This is a genomic window from Sphingopyxis sp. SE2, from assembly GCF_032227185.1.
GTDB lineage: Bacteria > Pseudomonadota > Alphaproteobacteria > Sphingomonadales > Sphingomonadaceae > Sphingopyxis.
This window is the reverse complement of sequence record NZ_JAPMXW010000005.1, coordinates 1-16725: the sequence shown is the minus strand read 5'-3', so window position 1 is coordinate 16725 and position 16725 is coordinate 1. Positions and strand designations below refer to the sequence as shown.

Sequence of the window (16725 nt, the reverse complement as noted above, 5' to 3'; positions counted from 1 at the left end):
ACTGGACTTGGATTGCCGGGGGCAATCCAACCCTACACTCCGCGAAGCGGTGGTGGAGGGGGCTGGCCTTGCACCGACGCCTGACGGCGTCGACCCCTCCGTCAGCCCTGCGGGCTGCCACCTCCCCATTGCTGCGCAAAGGGGAGGATCTGGACGACAGCTCCCCACCCCAAAGCCGCTATCGGGCTATTTCGGAGCGCCGCTATACCCCGCCGCTTTCCGCAGCGCGTCGGCGTCCATGACATAGCCGTCGCTGACCACGGTCACGACGCGGCGGAGCGCGCCGAGGTCGGTCGCGGCGTCGCCGTCGACGAGAACCATGTCGGCTTCTTTGCCCACCGCGATCGAGCCGGTGCGTTTGTCGGCGCCGACGACGTGTGCCGGAAGGATCGTCGCGCTCTGGATCGCTTCGGCGGGGGTGAAGCCCGCCTGCCGGTAGATTTCGAGTTCGCGGATCAGTTCGATCCCCCAACCATCGGTGCCGGCGACGATCGGCACGCCCGCCTTGTGCAGCCGGCGCACGAGCTCGACCATCTTCGCATAGCTTTTGCGATAGTCGTCGCGTGTCAGCCCCTCGACGAGCGGATAACCGCCCGCCGTGAACGCGGACCGTTCGATAACGGGCGAGATGATGCCCATATAGGGGGCATAAGCCGGATGCGGCTTGCCGCCGTCCTGCGTCAGCATGCCCTCGAAGATCACGATTGTCGGGTCGACGATCGTCTTTTTCGCCGCGAGATCGGCGATGAAGCCCTTCATCAGCGGGGCGTCGAGGTCGACGTCCTTGAAATAGCGCGCGGGCCCTTCCATCCGCGCCCTTGTGTTCGATTTGTCGATCACCTCGCGCGGCATCGATTCCATCACGACGAAATTGAGGTGCGTGAGTTCGTCATAGCCCGCGGCGACCGCCTCGCTCGGCTTCATCGTTGCAGGGACATGGCCGTGGACGTGGAGGCCGAGCCTGTGTGCTTCGGCGGCGGCGGGGGCGATCCACGCGGGATTCATCGAGGTATAGAATTTGACGCCCCAGAGGCCCGCTTCCTTGACCCGGCGCACGGCCGCGATCGCTTCTTCGGCGCTGCCGACCACCTCGGCGCCCTGCGCCGCGAGCGGGTCCTTCTTGTCGATGATGACCGAGATGAAGGGCTCGCCCATCAGCAAACTGCCCTCGGCGCGGCGCTTGGTCGCGTCGACCGCGCGGTCGAAGGTCGTGCCGGGGCTGCGGAAGCTGGTGATCCCGTTCGCCATGTTCGAGAGCACGTCCCAATCGTCGCCGATATGAAGGTGGCTGTCCCAGATGCCCGGCACCAGCGTCTTGCCGCGCCCGTCGATGACACGCGTCCCGGCGGGCGCTTTCAGCGATCCGGCGGCGCCGATCGCGGCGATCCTGCCATCCTGCGCGAGCACCGCGCGCGACGTGAGGAAAGTACCCTTGTCGGCGTCGAACAGCTGGACATTGTCGAACAGCACGGGGGCCTTGGCGGCGGGGGTCAGGAAACGGCTAGCGACGCCGGCGACCGCTTCGGCCGTCGCCTTTTCCTGAACGTCGCGGAGTTGCTTGAGCGCGCCCTCATAGCCCGCCGGAATGACCGAGATATAGCTGATGTCGGCGAAATGGCGCTTGTTTTCGTCGAGCCAGACGGGGAGCGGCGAGGGCAGGATGCCGCTGATGAAAGCGAGCTGGACCGTCTTGGGGCCACCGGGCCCCTGAATGACCTCGGTCGGGCCGAAGGTCATATGGCCTTTGCCGCTCGGCAGGAAGGCGAGCCCGGCGTCGCCCGCGGCCGCGAGCGCGTCGATCAGCGGGGCGTTGGCGATGCCGACGCCGCCCGCCGGGATGTACCAGCCGCCGGCGGCGGCTTCGCCCGCATCATTGGCGGTTTTCCAGCTCGCGCGGCCGTTTGCGACGCGAAACTCCTCGGCCGCGTCGCCCGACATGGTGACGCCGCGGACGGTCACCGCCGCGATCGTGCCGTCGGGTGCGAAGGTCGTGACCTGGTCCATCTCGGTGATCCAGCCGCGCAGTTCCTGCGACCAGCGATAGGCGGTGCGGCCATCGGGAAGCTGCCAGCGCCACTGATTGCCGTGCTGCCCGGCTTCGGAGACGACCGAATAGCGCACCGCATCGGCGGGGGGCTTCAGCAATTCCTCTTTGGGGACGGGCTTCGACTGCGCGGCGGGGGCGGGCGCTTCATGGGCGTGGACGGCAACGGGCGCGGCGGAGGCCAGCAGGGCGGCGATCAACAGGAGGCGCATCTTCTCTCTTCCCCAAAGAACGGACGGCGTAAGGTCCGACGATGGTGGGGAATTTCAGCGCACGAAGCAAGATGCGGCTGTCAGCAGTCGCGCTTCTGGAGGCTCACGACCGCATGGATCGGCAGTTCGGCGTAGATGTGCGGGAAGAGGTCGCCGCCGCGCGCGGGTTCCCAGCGGATGGCGTCGCCGAGGAGGACAAGGTCGACCTCGGCGATCATCAGCCCGGTTTCGCCCGCGAAATATTTGGCGATCGTCGTCTCGAGCTGCCCGGCGGTCGACAGGTGGATATAGCCGTCGGCGATATCCACCGGTGCGCCTCGGAAGACGCGTTCGCGCTCGAAATCCGCCCATTGCTGCGCGGTCAGCACCTTGAAGGCCGTGGCGGGCGTCGTCATTCGGACGGCGCCTCGCTCGCGGGGTTTTCGGTCGCGGTGTCCGCGTCTTCGCCCTCTGCTTCGTCGCCTTCCTCGATCAGCGCCGCCGAGACGACATGCTCGTCCTTCGCAACGTCGAACAGGCGCACGCCGGCACTGCCGCGACCGATGACGCGCATCGAATCGAGCCCCATGCGGATGAGCTTCGCCTGATCGGTGACGAGCATCAGCTGGTGCGCCTTGGTGGCGGGGAAGCTGGCAACGACGGGCCCGTTGCGGCCGATATTGTCGATGTTGGTGATACCCTGACCGCCGCGGCCGGTGCGGCGATATTCATAGGCCGACGAGATCTTGCCATAACCGTTGGCGCAGACGGTGAGGATGAATTGTTCGCGTGTCGCGAGTTCGGCCATGCGGTCGCCGGGCAGCGTCGGTTCGTTTTCGTTATCCTTCCACGGCGCGGCGCGGAGATAGGCTTCGCGCTCCTCGCTGCTGGTTCCGACGCGGTGGAGGATCGAAAGCGAGATCACCGCGTCGCCGTCGGCGAGGCGCATGCCGCGGACACCGGTCGAATTGCGGCTCTGGAATTCGCGGACATCGTCGCCGGCGAAGCGGATCGCCTTGCCCTGGCGCGTCGCGAGCAGCACATCGTCGCTTTCGTCGAGCAGCGCGACGCCGATCAGGCGGTCGTCCTCGTCGTCGCCCTCGAACTTCATCGCGATCTTGCCGTTCGAGGGCACGTTGGTGAAAGCGTCCATGCTGTTCCGACGCACGCTGCCCTTCGCGGTTGCGAACATGACGTGCAGCTTGCCCCATTCGGCCTCATCCTCGGGTAGCGGGAGGACGGTCGAGATCGTCTCGCCCTGCGCGAGTGGCAGCAGGTTGATCATCGGGCGGCCGCGCGTCGCCGGCCCGCCCTCGGGCAGGCGCCATACTTTCATGCGATAGACCTTGCCCGCGGTCGAGAAGAAGAGGACGGGGGTGTGCGTCGAGGTGACGAACAGCTCGGTAACGACATCCTCGTCCTTGGTCGCCATGCCGGCGCGGCCCTTGCCGCCGCGTCTTTGAGCCCGGAACGTGTCGAGCGGGGTGCGCTTGATATAGCCGTCGAGGGTGACCGTGACGACCATCTCCTCGCGCTCGATCAGATCCTCGTCGTCGATGCCGTCGGCGGCGGGAGCGACGAGCGTCTTGCGCGGGGTCGCAAATTCGTCGCGCACCGCGACGAGCTCCTCGCGCATCACGCCATAGAGCTTGACGCGGTCGGCAAGGATCGAAAGCAGTTCCTCAATCTCGGACGCCAACTCCCCGAGTTCCTTACCGATTTCGTCACGGCCAAGCGCGGTGAGGCGGTGGAGGCGGAGGTCGAGGATCGCTTTCACTTGCACTTCGGACAGGCGATAGGTGGCGCTTTCCTCCATCTCGCCCTCGATCGCTTCGACGAGGCGGATATAGGGCGCGATCTCGCCGATCGGCCATTCGCGCGCGAGCAGGGCTTCGCGAGCGGCGGCGGGCGAGGGCGAGCCGCGGATGATGCGGACGACCTCGTCGAGATTGCTGACCGCGACGACGAGGCCGAGCAAGATGTGCGCGCGGTCGCGCGCCTTGGCGAGTTCGAACTTGCAGCGGCGGGTGATCACCTCCTCGCGGAAGGCGATGAAGGCGGAGAGGATATCCTGCAGCCCGAGCATCTCGGGACGGCCGCCGCGGATCGCGAGCATGTTCGCGGGGAAGCTCGACTGCGCCGGGGTGTGACGCCAGAGCTGGTTCAGGACGACTTCGGCGGTCGCGTCGCGCTTCAGCTCGATAACGACGCGCACGCCCTCGCGGTTCGATTCGTCGCGGATGTCGGCGACACCCTCGATCCGCTTGTCGCGCGCCGCCTCGGCGATTTTCTCGACGAGGCCCGACTTGCCGACCTGAAAAGGAATCGACGTCAATACAATCGATTGGCGGTCGTTCCTGCCTTCCTCGATGATGTGCGTCGCGCGCATCATGATCGAGCCGCGTCCGGTGGCATAGGCGCTCCGTGCGCCGCCCTGGCCGAGCATCATCGCGCCGGTCGGGAAGTCGGGGCCGGGGACGATCGCCATCAGCTCCTCGAGCGTGACCGGCGGCCCGCCTTCGAGCTGGCGGTCGATCATCGCGAGCGTCGCGTCGATCACCTCACCGAGGTTGTGCGGCGGGATGTTGGTCGCCATGCCGACCGCGATGCCGCCCGCGCCGTTGACGAGCAGGTTGGGGAAACGCGCCGGGAGCACGGTGGGCTCGTCGCGGCTCGCGTCATAATTGGGCTGGAAGTCGACGGTGTCCTTGTCGAGATCGTTCAGCAGCACCATCGCGGTCTTGGCAAGGCGCGCTTCGGTGTAGCGCATCGACGCCGGCGGATCGGGGTCCATCGAGCCGAAATTGCCCTGACCGTCGATCAGCGGAACGCGCAGCGACCAGTCCTGCGTCATGCGTGCGAGCGCGTCGTAAATCGCGCTGTCGCCGTGCGGGTGATAGTTACCCATGACGTCGCCGACGATTTTTGCCGATTTCTTGTACGGACGGCCCGGAACGAAGCCGCCTTCCTGCGCCGCGTAGAGGATGCGGCGGTGGACCGGCTTCAGCCCGTCGCGCACGTCGGGGAGCGCGCGGCTGACGATCACGCTCATCGCGTAATCGAGGTAGGACGTCTTCATTTCGTCGACGATATTGATCGGCGAAACGCCGTCGTCGGACGGCTGCATAGGCGTATTTTCTTCGGTCAAGACCCGGCCTTTTTCTGCTCTTTCGGGAGATGGATTTGGTCTAGCCCATGGGTGCGGGAAAGACCAGCGATTCGGTCGCTTTGCCGGGATTTTTTTACCTGCGAAAACGGCGGCGAAGGTGCGGGAAAACAAGGTGAAGGCGTGACGTCATCGCGGCGCATCGCGGGGCTTGCCAATCGCTTCACCGGTCCTAAAGCTTCACCGCGATGACCGCTGCCGAAAAAAGCTGGCGCCGATGGCCCTGATCGCGCTGGTCGGCGCTTCCGAAACGCTGCCCGACGGGTCGCTGCGCGCGCTCGTCACCGTCGCCGGCGAGACGCTGTTCGAGCGTCAGGCGGCGCGTCTGGCCGACGTCGGGGTGACGCATATCGCAGTCGCGGTCGCCGCGGTCCCTGCCGAACTGCTCGCGACCTGCGACCGCATTCGCCGTCGCGGGATCAAGGTGACTCCGGTGCGCGCGGCGAGCGACCTCGTCCCGCTGGTCGAGGCCGACGACCGGATCATCCTCGTCGCCGACGGCCTCCGCGCCGGTGGCACGCATTACGCGGCAATCGCAAAGCCCGGATCTCCCGCGATCCTCGTCACCGGCGACACGATGCTGACGCAGGGTTTCGAGCGGATCGACGCGACGCGGCGCTGGGGCGGCCTCGCCTCGATCTCCCAGCCGATGGTCGCCGAACTCGCGGGCATGCCGGGCGAATGGGACATGATGCTGACCCTGCTGCGACTCGCGGTGCAGGCGGGCGCTCGGCGGCTCTATTGCGAGCCCGCCCTGTTCGAGCAGGGCGAGATCGCGATCGTCGCCGATCGCCCGACCGCGGCGCTGATCGAGCGATCGAGCCTGCAACAGGTCGAATATGGCGGCATGGGGCTCGGGCGGTCGGCGATCATGATGCCGGTGATCCGGCTCGCGGGGCCGCTGCTCGTCAAATCGCCGACAACCGCACGCTATCTGCCGCATGTCACCGCGCTCTTGTGGGTGGCGGTCGCGCTGCTCGCCGCGAGCGGCCTCGCGGCGGCGGGCGCGCTCGTCGCGGTCCTCGGCGGGCTGGGGCTGGCGGCGATGCGCTTCCTGTCGGCGTTTCGCGCCGAAAGCGCCGCTCAGGACCGGGCGCGCGACGTCATCCGCTCTTTTGCATGGGTGTTGCTCGCGGTCTTTCCCTGGCTGCTGTCGCTCGCCGGGCCGGGGCACAAGATGCCGCTCTTTTCGGAAGCCGCGCTCGCGCCATGCCTCGCCGCGGCGATCCTGCTGGCGCGCGCGCTCTATGAGGATTCGGGCGAGCGGCGGCGCTTTCACTGGCTGCTGCCCGATGCGGACGAGGCTTGGATCTTGCTCGCCCCCGCGCTGCTGTTCGGCTTTGCCCCGCTGATGTTCGCGATCCTGCCACTGCTCGCGCTGCTCCAGATCCTGCTGTGGCTCCGTCTCGCACGTCGTCCCGAGGCGCGGTAAACAACAGTCTTCAAGGTTTAAGGCCTATTAACGTCATGCTGATATTGGCGGACGCGCATGAGTGAATCGGTCCTCTCCCCCGGCATCGACCCGCCGTCGCCGACGCTGTCGGCGCGCCTGCACGAGCTGGCGGATTATCTGACCGCGCCCGCGGTGGGCCGGTTGACCGAAGAACAGCGCGCGTTGGCGCTGGGCATCGCGCGGCGGATGGTCATGGACATCGCTGCGCGGCTCGATCCCGCGATCGATCCCGCAGCTCTATGGAATGAGTGGCTTCGCGGCGGACTGCCCTCCGCACCCCGGCTCGCGGGCGTCTGTTTCGCGCGCGTCGAGGAACATCGCTGGCGCGAGCAATCGACACAGCGCAGCAGCCCGCCGCCGCTGCTGTCCGAACCCGAAGCGGCGAACGACGAGGCGCCTCCCGTCGGCGAAGCGCTGTCCGACGTCGACCAAGCCTATCTGGCGTTGCAGATCGCCGACCGCCGGCGGTTCGACGCGCTTGGCAATCCGGCGATCGCGATCGCCGACCTCGATAGCGAGACCTTCCGGGCGCTGCTGCTCGATATCGCGGCGTGGCGGTTGGCCGAGGTGAGCAAGGACGCGAAGCGCGCCGCCAAGCTGGGCGACGCCGTGCGCGCCGAAACAGACCGCCACGCGACCGAAAGCGGGATCGCGGACGCGGGACGCGCCTACCACGAAGCACTGGGCGCCGATGCCGCCGATGCGGCGGCCGCCGCGATCGCACGGCACGATTGGCCCGTGCTGATCGCGCTCGCGGCGGCGGCGCATCGCCGCAGCTATGACGACATGGCGCTGGCGCTGCTGACCGCCGAGAGCGCGGCGCTGCCGTCGCTTTTCGCGCCGCTGCGGCTCGATCGGCTGGCGCTGGCGCCGATCGAGGCATCGCTGGCGATGCTGCCGGCACGCGCGGTGGGCGACGACGACCATAACGAATGTCGAAGCACGGAGCGCGTACGGTGAACGAGCGCGTCATCCGGGGCCGGATCGACCGGTCGGGCGCGCTGGTAAGCGCCGACGCGCCGCTGCTGCGCCTGCAACAGCGCGCGGGCGCGGGACTCGACAAGCCGCTCGCGCTGCCGCACCTCGCGCGCCTCGTCACGCTGGCGCAGCGGCTGCATCGCGACATCAGTCGGCCGCTGTATGCGGCCGACGACCATAGCGACATCCACGCGCTCGTCCGCATCACCCCCGACGCCGACGGTGCAAGCCTCGAGATCACCGACTGGCGTACCCGGCCGCTGAGCCAACCCCAGACGCCGCCGATTGCCGAGGGCGCCGTGGTTCCGCAAAGCTGGGCATGGGAATGCGACCAGCAATTGCGTATCGTCGCGCTGCGCGCGGCGGCCGATGCCCCGCCGGTTCCCGAAGGCTGGGAAGGGCGCTCGCTTTCCGAATTGTTCGAGTTGCAGCCCGACGATGACGGCCGTTTTCCGGTGCTGCGCGCGCTGGCGCGGCAGGCGCGCTTCGACGGCCAGCGCGTCCGGACGGGGCAGATGATGATGACGCTCGCCGGCGAGGCCTTGTTCGACGCGACCGGACGCTTCACCGGCTTTCGGGGCAACGCGGTCGCCGCCGAGGAGCAGCCCGCGGCTCAGCAAAGGAATCCCGGCGCGCTCGTCGATCCGGCCTTTGGATCGCTACCGCTTTCGGACCCGCAGTTCGGGCGCCGCATCGACGGCGCGCTACGCGGACCATTGAGCCGCATCATCGCGACGGCCGAGACGATTTCGGGCCAGTTCGACGGGCCGATCCGCGCTGATTATGCGCGCTACGCCGGCGATATCGCGCACGCCGGGCGGCACCTGCTCGGCCTCGTCGACGACCTTGCCGACCTCCAGAATATCGAGCGCCCCGGTTTCAAGGCGGCACGCGACGAGATCGACCTCGGCGATCTGGCCCGCCGCGCCGTGGGCCTGCTCGCCATGAAGGCCGAGGAAAAGGGCATCCGCATCGACGCGCCGCGCACCGACGACCGGGCGCCAGCCTATGGCGAGTTTCGTCGCGTTCTGCAGGTGCTGCTCAACCTGCTCGGCAACGCGATCCGTTACTCGCCCGACAATTCGCAGATATGGATTCGCGTCGACCGCGAAGAAGACCGCGCGACGGTGACCGTCGCCGACCAGGGGCAGGGCATCGACGCCGAGCAGCAGGCGGTGGTGTTCGAAAAGTTCGAGCGGCTCGGGCGCACCGACAGCGGCGGATCGGGACTGGGCCTCTATATCGCGCGCCGTCTGGCGCGTGCGATGGACGGCGACCTGACCGTCGACAGCGCGCCGGGGCAGGGAGCGCGGTTCACCTTGAGCCTGCCGGTGCGGGATGACGATACAAGGGACGTCAGCAACCGGTCGTAAGCCCGTGTCCTACGGATCAACGCATCCTAACCCGCGCCCTATTGCCCGTAACCCGGCGTTCCCGCCAAACGCACGGCTTCGCGCGCGGCCGCGAAGAGCGCGCCGGCCTTGGCTTCGCACTCGCGCTGTTCATAGGCGGGGTCGCTGTCGGCGACGATGCCCGCGCCGGCCTGAACGTGCATTTCGCCATCCTTGACGATCGCGGTGCGCAGCACGATGCAGCTGTCCATATTGCCGTCGGGGGCGAAATAGCCGACGCCGCCCGCGTAAGGCCCGCGCGCGTCGGCTTCGAGTTCGGCGATGATCTGGCAGGCGCGCACTTTGGGAGCGCCGCTGACCGTGCCCGCAGGAAAGCCGGCGAACAACGCATCGATCGCATCCTTGCCGGGCGCGATGCGGCCGATGACGTTCGAGACGATGTGCATGACGTGGCTGTAATATTCGACCGTATAGCTGTCGGTGACGGTCACGCTGCCGCCGACCGCCGCGCGGCCGACGTCGTTGCGGCCGAGGTCGAGCAGCATCAGATGCTCGGCGCGCTCCTTGGGATCGGCGAGCAGGCTGTCGCGATTCTCGACATCCTCGGCGCTCGTGCGGCCGCGCGGGCGGGTGCCCGCGATCGGGCGGATCGTGATCTCGCCGTCGCGCACCCGAACGAGGATTTCGGGCGACGAGCCGATCAGCGCGAAGCCGGGCAGGTCGAGGAAATAGAGGAAGGGCGAGGGATTTATCCGCCGCAGCGCGCGATAGAGGTCGAACGGCGGCAGATCGAACGGGGTCGAGAAGCGCTGCGACAGCACGACCTGAAAAATGTCGCCCGCGGCGATATAGTCTTTCGCTGTTGCCACCATCTTGGCGAAATGCGCGGGGGTCGTTGCGGGGGTCGCGGCGATATCGGTCGGCAGCGCGTCGGTCGTCGCACGATCGGCGTGCGCGCTGGCGCTCGACAGGCGCGCGGCGATGGTGTCGAGACGATCCTGCGCGGCGTCGATCATCCGGTCGATCGCGCCCTTCGCGTCGGGCCAGATCGGCGCGATGAGGAAGAGTTCGTCGGCGAGGCGGTCGAAGACGAGGATCACCGCCGGGCGCACGAAGATCATGTCGGGCAGGCCGAGGCCGGCGCCCGGCGCGCGCGGGATGCGTTCAACGAGGCCGATCGTTTCATAGGCGAAGAAGCCGACGAGCGTCGCGAGCGCCTTCGGCAGCCCCTCGGGCACGTCGAAGCGGCATTCGGCGACGAGGTCGCGAAGCGCCTGCAGCGCGCCGGTTTCGAGGGGCTGGAACGCATCGCGATCGCGGCGCCAGTCGCGGTTGATCCGCGCGGCGTCGCCGGTGACCTCGAACATCAGGTCGGGGTCGAGTCCGATCAGGCTGTAGCGCCCGCGCGTCTCGCCGCTTTCGACCGATTCGAGCACCCAGTCGCCGCGGCCCGGCTCGATGAGCTTGAGCGCGGCCGAGACGGGGGTTTCGACGTCCGCGATGAAGCGCTGCCAGACGACCGCGCCGCGGCCCCGCGCCAGCGCTTCGAGCGCTGCGGCTCTTCCTTCGAGGCTCACTCTTATTCGACGACCGGCGCGTTGCCGGTGAGTTCGGCGCGCAGCTGGGCGACGAGATCCTTGTTGATCGTCACGCCGACGCGGCGCTTGGCTTCGGCGGCGAGCTGTTCGATCAGCTCGTTGCCGAAGGCGGGGGCTAGCGGCCGGGCGATCGCGGCGACGCGCTGCGGCTCGATCGCTTTCGGATCGGGGCGCTGCACATCGTTGAGCGCGATGACCATCCAGCCGCGATTGCCCGGGATTTCGAGCGTCTTGACGCTGTTCTTCGCCATCGAGAAAAGGAGGGCGAGTTCGGGCGGAACGGGCTTGCCGTCGGCGCCAAGCTCGGCGCGGCGGCCGCCGATCGCCTGCACGCTGCCGATGTTCGGACCGGCGGCGGCGACCGCTTCATTGAGGCTCTTGCCGCCCTCGACCGCCTTCACGATCGCGCGCGCCTTGTCGCGGGCGACCTTCTGCCCCTCGGCGAAGCGCCATTCGCTGAGCAGGTCGGCGCGGATCTGCGCGAAGGGGGGCGGTGCGGCGGCGACGATCGACTTCACCGCGTAAACGGCGAATTTCTCATTCTCGACGATCGTCGCGATGTGACCCTCGCCTTCGCCCGCGGCCTGGAAGGCCTGCGCGACGAGCGGGGCGAGTTCGGGCGCGGGCACGAAGGCGGGCTGCTGCGGCGCACGGCCGCTCGGCAGCAACGCGGGGGTTTCGACAAGCTGGAGCTTGCGGTCGGCGGCGACTTCCTCGACCGAGGCGCCGCCGTTCACGGCATCCTGAATCGCGTTGTAATAATCGACGATCGCTTCGTTCGCCTTGTTCTTCGCGAGTTCGGTGCGGATCTCTTCGCTCGCCTGCGCCAGAGTGCGCGCGGGCTTGGCGGTGACGTCCTCGACGCGCGCGACGGTCCAGCCGAGGCCGGTCTGCGTCGGGCCGACGAGGTCGCCGCGCTCCGCAGCGAAAGCGGCCTTCGCCGCGGCGGCGGTGGTCGTTGCTGCATAGGCCGATTCGGTCAGGTCGCCGGTGGTCGAGGCCGACAGGCCCGCCGCCTGCGCCGCCGCGGCGAGCGAGGTGCCGCCGCGAACCTTCGCGGCGAGCGCGTTTGCTGCCGCCTGATCGGGGAGGATCACCTGCGCGAAGCGGCGCGTTTCGCTCGCGGCATATTGCGCGGCATTGTCCTTATAGACCTTGGCGATTTCGGCGTCGGTGACCGCGGGAACGGGAACCGTGGCGCGGTCGAACAAGGCGTACTGGATCACGCGGCGTTCGGGCACGGTGAACTTCGCCTTGTTCTGCGACAGGAAGGTCTGGAGCGCCGCGTCGCCGGGGTCGGCGGTCGGCGCGAAGGGGCTGGACGGAATGAAGGTCGCCTGACCGCGGCGCTGTTCGAGGAGCAGCGCGGCATAGGGCTGCGCCATGCCGAGCGCGATGCGCGGCATTTGCGCGATCGGCGCGGCGAGCTGTTCGACGAGGAGCTGCTGGCGCAGGTCGCGGCGCAGCTGCGCCTCGCTGATGCCGTTCTGCCGCAGGAAGTTTTCGAACACCGTCTGGTCGAACTTGCCCGACACGCCGGCGAAAGCGGGCAGGTCGGCGATGCGGCCGTCGATCAGCCGCTTGCTGACGCCGAAGCCCAGCTCGGTCGCGAACTGGTCGAACGCCGATCCTTCGACGAGCTGATCGAGCACCTGGTCGAGCCCGCCCGATTCGACGAAGGCGGCCATCGTCAGCCCGGGCTGGTCCTGCCGCGCCTGATTATAGGTCTGACGCACGCGCTCGCGCAGTTCGCCGACGCCGATATTCTCGCTGCCGACCTTCGCGACATTGGCGCCGCCGATCCCGCCGAAGGTCGAGTTGCCGGTGACGTCGCTGAGCGCAAAGGCGACCCCGACAAGCACGACGAAGGCGAGCGCGAGGAATTTGCCGATCGTCGAGGAAAACATGGCGCGAATGGCGGTGATCATGAAGCGGGCATTCTTTCCGGCAGGGCGCGGGTACGCGCGATTGCGCGCTGCTTTAGGCGCGAGGCGGTGCGGTATCAAGGCTGGATGGGGTTTTGTGGCGTGCGACACGCCTTGCCTATGTCGCCCGCGCGCCGCTAGGGGCGATGGCAAGGTTTGAACAGTCGGAGAGGCGAGCAGATGGCGCGGCGCAAATATGTGGTCGGCAACTGGAAGATGAACGGATTGTCGGATGCCGTTCCCGAGGCGCAGGCGATCTTCGCTGCGGCGGCGGAGCATGACGGCGTCGATGTCGCCATTTGTCCGCCCTTCACGCTGATCGGTCCGATGGTTGCCGCGGCGCCAGGCGGCGCGGTCGGCGGGCAGGATTGCCACAGCGCGGCCTCGGGCGCCTTCACCGGATCGGTCGCGGCGCCGATGCTCGCAGACATCGGCGCGCGCGTCGTGATCGTCGGGCATAGCGAGCGGCGCGAAGGCTTCGGCGAAAGCGACGCCGACGTGCGCGCCAAGGCCGAAGCCGGGCTGGCTGCCGGATTGTCGGTGATCCTTTGCGTCGGTGAGCCGCGCGAAGTGCGCGAATCGGGCGGGGCGATCGACTATGTGCTGGCGCAGATCGCGGGCTCGGTGCCCGACGCTTTCGATGCGCAGCGCCTTGCCATCGCTTATGAGCCGATCTGGGCGATCGGAACGGGGCTTGTTCCCACCGTGGCCGATGTGGCGGCGATGCACGGCGCGATCCGCGTTGCACTCGCGGCGCGGTTCGGCGGCGCCGCCGGACAAATGCGCATTCTTTATGGCGGATCGGTCAACGGCGACAATGCGGCCGAACTGCTCGGCGCGGGCGATGTCGACGGCGCGCTGGTCGGTGGAGCGAGCCTGACGGCGGCGAAGTTCGTGCCGATCGTGGCGGCTGCAACGGAGTTGGGTTGATCAATTCCGTCGCCCCCGCGACGGCGGGGGCCGCAATCGACCTAGCGCAACCTCTCCAGCGGCCCCCGCCTTCGCGGGGGCGACGATTAGGTATGGGTTGAAGCGAAGCCGCTTCGTCTCTATGTGCGCCGCGGGCGCGGTCCGTGTGAGGCCGTGCGAGTTCGGGAAATCATGATGTCCAGCCTTTTCACCTTCCTGCTTGTCGTCCAGGCGCTCGTTGCCGCGGCGATGATCGGCGTCATCCTGATGCAGAAGTCGGAAGGTGGCGGTCTGGGTGTCGGCGGCAGCCCGGCGGGCCTGCTGTCGGCGCGCGGCGCGGCGGACTTCATGACCCGTGCGACGACGGTCCTTGCGACCGCCTTTGTCGCACTGTCGATCCTGCTCGCGGCGATGGCCTCGGTCGGCCGCAGCGGTTCGACGATCGACACCTCACTGTCGAAATCGGCGCAGACGAGCGGCGCGGCGCCGTCCTCGTCGCTGACCGGCCCGGCGCAGTCCGCCCAAGGCACTGCGCCCGCAAATGCGGCGCCGGCCCCGGCGAGCGACGATCCGCTGGCGGCTGCGGCCGCCGCGGCGGCAAGTCAGGAAGCCGCTCCGGCTCCCGCGCAGGCGCCCCCCGCCAAGAAATAACCGGCGGCTTCGGCCTCCGACCAGACCCGCCCGGCGGAAATATTTTCCGCGGCAAGCGATTCGACGGCTTGCGCCGTCCCCCTCCCGTTGAGTAAGTCTTTCCTCCCATGGCGCGGTTCATTTTTATCACCGGCGGCGTGGTCTCCTCGCTTGGCAAAGGTTTGATGGCGGCTAGCCTCGCAGCCTTGTTGCAGGCGCGCGGCTATCGCGTCCGTATTCGCAAGTTCGATCCCTATCTGAACGTCGACCCGGGCACGATGTCGCCCTATCAGCACGGCGAGGTCTATGTGACCGACGACGGGGCCGAGACCGACCTCGACCTCGGCCATTACGAGCGTTTTACGGGCGTTGCGGCGCGGCAGAGCGACAATGTCACCTCGGGCCGCATCTATCAGGGCATCATCGCCAAGGAACGCCGCGGCGACTATCTGGGCGCGACGGTGCAGGTCGTCCCGCACGTCACCGACGCGATCAAGGAATTCGCGCGCGCCGAGACCGACGACCTGGACTTCGTGCTGTGCGAAATCGGCGGCACGGTCGGCGACATCGAATCGCTTCCCTTCATCGAGGCGATCCGCCAGCTCAAGAACGAGGTCGGGCGCGAAAATGCGATCTCGGTCCACGTCACGCTGGTGCCGTACATCGCCGCCGCTGGCGAACTGAAGACCAAGCCGACGCAGCACAGCGTGCGCGAGCTCGCGTCCTTGGGCGTCCAGCCCGACATCCTGCTCTGCCGCTGCGAAAAGCCGCTGCCCGAGACCGAACGCGCGAAAATCGCGCAATTCTGCAACGTCCGCAAGGAAGCGGTGATCCCCGCCCTCGACGCTGACAGCATCTATTCGGTGCCCGTCCAATATCATGGCGAGGGCCTCGATTCCGAGGTACTGCACGCCTTCGGTATCCACGACGCGCCCGCGCCCGATCTGACGCGCTGGTACGACATCATGGACCGCAAGCAGCATCCCGAGGGCGAGGTCACGATCGGCGTCGTAGGCAAATATGTGTCGCTGCCCGACGCCTATAAATCGCTCAACGAAGCACTGGTCCATGGCGGCATGGCGCACCGGGTCAAGGTCAACATCCGCTGGCTCGACGCCGAAATGTTCGAGCGTGACGAGGATCTCGCCGCCAATCTCGAACCGATGCACGGCATTCTCGTCCCCGGCGGTTTTGGCGAGCGCGGGTCCGAAGGCAAGATTTCGAGCGTGCGCTTCGCGCGCGAACGCGGCGTGCCCTTCTTCGGCATCTGCCTCGGCATGCAGATGGCGTGCATCGAGGGCGCGCGGAACACGAGCGGCATCAAGGACGCGTCGAGCACCGAATTCGGGCCAACGGACGAGCCCGTCGTCGGGATGATCACTGAATGGATGAGCGACGAAGGCCTGCAGAAGCGCGGCGCCGACACCGATCTGGGCGGCACGATGCGGCTCGGCGCCTATGAAGCGAAGCTGTCGCCGAACAGCCATGTCGCGAGCGTCTATGGCGCCAACGACATCAGCGAGCGCCACCGTCATCGTTACGAGGTCAACGGCGCCTATCGCGAGCAACTCGAAAAGGGCGGGCTCGTCTTTTCGGGCATGTCGCCCGACGGCATGTTGCCGGAAATCGTTGAGCGCCCGGACCATCCGTGGTTTATCGGGGTGCAGTTCCACCCGGAACTCAAATCGAAGCCGTTCGACCCGCATCCTTTGTTCGCGGGATTCATCGAAGCGGCGGTGAAGCAGAGCCGGCTGGTTTAGAACGACGTAAAAGGGGTGCAGGGGCAGATGGATCACGCGAAACTCGCCGAATTGCAGGGCCCCGACAGCATCTTTTCCGGCCTGACGATCGAGGATTGGGCCGAAATCGCGCGGCGCGCGGTGCAGGTCAATTTCGTCAAGGGCAAGGAATTGCTCGTCCAGGGCGACCCGGGCGACATGATGCTGATCCTGACCGAAGGCACCGCGCGGGTATCGATGCTGACCTCGGGCGGCCGCGAAATCGTGCTCGCTTATGCCGAACCGGGCGCGGTGCTCGGCGAGATCGCGCTCCTCGATGGCGGCGAGCGCACCGCGTCGGTGACCGCGACGAGCGCGGGGAGCGCGCTCCAGCTCGGCCGCAACGCGCTCAAGGATTTCGCCGCGAGCCATCCCGAATTCGCCTGGTCGCTGATGCAGCAGCTCGCGCGGCGCTTGCGCACCGCCGACCAGACGATCGAGAGTGACCGCGCCTATGCCTCGGGCCCGCGGCTCGCGCGCTATCTGAAACGGCTGATTCGCAAGGATGTCGACGCATCACAGCGTGTCGAGCTGAGCCAGACCGAACTGGGCAATTTCGCCGGAATGAGCCGCGAGCATATCAACCGCCAGCTGAAAAGCTGGGAGGAGTCGGGCGTGATCTCGCTCGAGCAGGGGCGGGTGCGCGTGCTCGATGCGGAGATGCTCGAGGATATCAGCGAGAGCGAGGGATAGGCGGCTTC

Annotated in this window: 12 protein-coding genes; 7 read left to right on the top strand and 5 right to left on the bottom strand. The window is 67.6% G+C overall.

The features are described 5' to 3' along the window. Positions 1 to 186: 186 nt before the first annotated feature. The 3 genes from OVY29_RS22400 to gyrA form a co-directional block, all read right to left on the bottom strand. Positions 187 to 2256: an amidohydrolase family protein gene (locus tag OVY29_RS22400; protein WP_037555685.1), complete on the bottom strand. Its 2070-nt coding sequence runs from the start codon at positions 2254 to 2256 to the stop codon at positions 187 to 189. Positions 2257 to 2336: 80 nt separating this feature from the next. Further along, positions 2337 to 2651 (bottom strand): DUF952 domain-containing protein, encoded by a 315-nt coding sequence (locus OVY29_RS22395; RefSeq protein ID WP_037555686.1) that lies wholly within the window; start codon positions 2649 to 2651, stop codon positions 2337 to 2339. Beyond that, positions 2648 to 5362, bottom strand: a complete 2715-nt coding sequence (gene gyrA, locus OVY29_RS22390) for a DNA gyrase subunit A (RefSeq protein WP_152567623.1) — start codon at positions 5360 to 5362, stop codon at positions 2648 to 2650. The genes OVY29_RS22395 and gyrA overlap by 4 nt, the downstream gene beginning before the upstream one ends. Positions 5363 to 5618: 256 nt before the next feature. Here gyrA and OVY29_RS22385 point away from each other — a divergent pair, with 256 nt between their 5' ends. From OVY29_RS22385 to OVY29_RS22375, 3 genes are read left to right on the top strand one after another with little or no spacing between them, the layout of a single operon-like run. Then, on the top strand, positions 5619 to 6833 hold the full coding sequence (locus OVY29_RS22385) for a hypothetical protein (protein ID WP_037555689.1): 1215 nt from the start codon (positions 5619 to 5621) through the stop codon (positions 6831 to 6833). Between the two features lie 57 nt (positions 6834 to 6890). Further along, on the top strand, positions 6891 to 7814 hold the full coding sequence (locus OVY29_RS22380; RefSeq protein WP_052182278.1) for a hypothetical protein: 924 nt from the start codon (positions 6891 to 6893) through the stop codon (positions 7812 to 7814). Then, a complete protein-coding gene (locus OVY29_RS22375) occupies positions 7811 to 9205 on the top strand; it encodes a sensor histidine kinase (protein WP_037555690.1) in 1395 nt (464 codons plus the stop codon). The genes OVY29_RS22380 and OVY29_RS22375 overlap by 4 nt, the downstream gene beginning before the upstream one ends. Before the next feature lie 38 nt (positions 9206 to 9243). On the opposite strand, the gene trpE is transcribed toward OVY29_RS22375, so the two are convergent. Continuing rightward, a complete protein-coding gene (trpE, locus tag OVY29_RS22370; RefSeq protein ID WP_037555691.1) occupies positions 9244 to 10761 on the bottom strand; it encodes an anthranilate synthase component I in 1518 nt (505 codons plus the stop codon). 2 nt (positions 10762 to 10763) lie between these two features. Beyond that, on the bottom strand, positions 10764 to 12710 hold the full coding sequence (locus OVY29_RS22365) for a peptidylprolyl isomerase (protein ID WP_313912318.1): 1947 nt from the start codon (positions 12708 to 12710) through the stop codon (positions 10764 to 10766). Positions 12711 to 12887: 177 nt separating this feature from the next. Here OVY29_RS22365 and tpiA point away from each other — a divergent pair, with 177 nt between their 5' ends. The 4 genes from tpiA to OVY29_RS22345 all read left to right on the top strand — a co-directional run bounded on the left by tpiA (position 12888) and on the right by OVY29_RS22345 (position 16717). After that, positions 12888 to 13637: a triose-phosphate isomerase gene (tpiA, locus tag OVY29_RS22360; protein ID WP_037555694.1), complete on the top strand. Its 750-nt coding sequence runs from the start codon at positions 12888 to 12890 to the stop codon at positions 13635 to 13637. A 171-nt stretch (positions 13638 to 13808) separates the two neighbouring features. Beyond that, positions 13809 to 14267 carry a preprotein translocase subunit SecG gene (gene secG / locus OVY29_RS22355; protein ID WP_037555697.1) on the top strand — a complete coding sequence of 153 codons (459 nt, stop codon included), beginning with the start codon at positions 13809 to 13811 and terminating at the stop codon, positions 14265 to 14267. A 107-nt stretch (positions 14268 to 14374) separates the two neighbouring features. Beyond that, a complete protein-coding gene (locus OVY29_RS22350) occupies positions 14375 to 16006 on the top strand; it encodes a CTP synthase (protein WP_037555698.1) in 1632 nt (543 codons plus the stop codon). 27 nt (positions 16007 to 16033) lie between these two features. After that, entirely contained in the window at positions 16034 to 16717 is a 684-nt protein-coding gene (locus OVY29_RS22345; protein ID WP_037555700.1) for a Crp/Fnr family transcriptional regulator, read from the top strand. Positions 16718 to 16725 lie beyond the last annotated feature (8 nt).

Excerpts from the sequence above, each read along its gene's own strand:
- OVY29_RS22365 (WP_313912318.1), bottom strand. The coding sequence starts at position 12,710 with ATGATCACCGCCATTCGCGCCATGTTTTCCTCGACGATCGGCAAATTC.
- secG (WP_037555697.1), top strand. The coding sequence starts at position 13,809 with ATGATGTCCAGCCTTTTCACCTTCCTGCTTGTCGTCCAGGCGCTCGTT.
- gyrA (WP_152567623.1), bottom strand. The coding sequence starts at position 5,362 with ATGCAGCCGTCCGACGACGGCGTTTCGCCGATCAATATCGTCGACGAA.
- OVY29_RS22345 (WP_037555700.1), top strand. The coding sequence starts at position 16,034 with ATGGATCACGCGAAACTCGCCGAATTGCAGGGCCCCGACAGCATCTTT.
- OVY29_RS22385 (WP_037555689.1), top strand. The coding sequence starts at position 5,619 with ATGGCCCTGATCGCGCTGGTCGGCGCTTCCGAAACGCTGCCCGACGGG.
- OVY29_RS22380 (WP_052182278.1), top strand. The coding sequence starts at position 6,891 with ATGAGTGAATCGGTCCTCTCCCCCGGCATCGACCCGCCGTCGCCGACG.
- OVY29_RS22400 (WP_037555685.1), bottom strand. The coding sequence starts at position 2,256 with ATGCGCCTCCTGTTGATCGCCGCCCTGCTGGCCTCCGCCGCGCCCGTT.
- tpiA (WP_037555694.1), top strand. The coding sequence starts at position 12,888 with ATGGCGCGGCGCAAATATGTGGTCGGCAACTGGAAGATGAACGGATTG.
- OVY29_RS22395 (WP_037555686.1), bottom strand. The coding sequence starts at position 2,651 with ATGACGACGCCCGCCACGGCCTTCAAGGTGCTGACCGCGCAGCAATGG.
- OVY29_RS22350 (WP_037555698.1), top strand. The coding sequence starts at position 14,375 with ATGGCGCGGTTCATTTTTATCACCGGCGGCGTGGTCTCCTCGCTTGGC.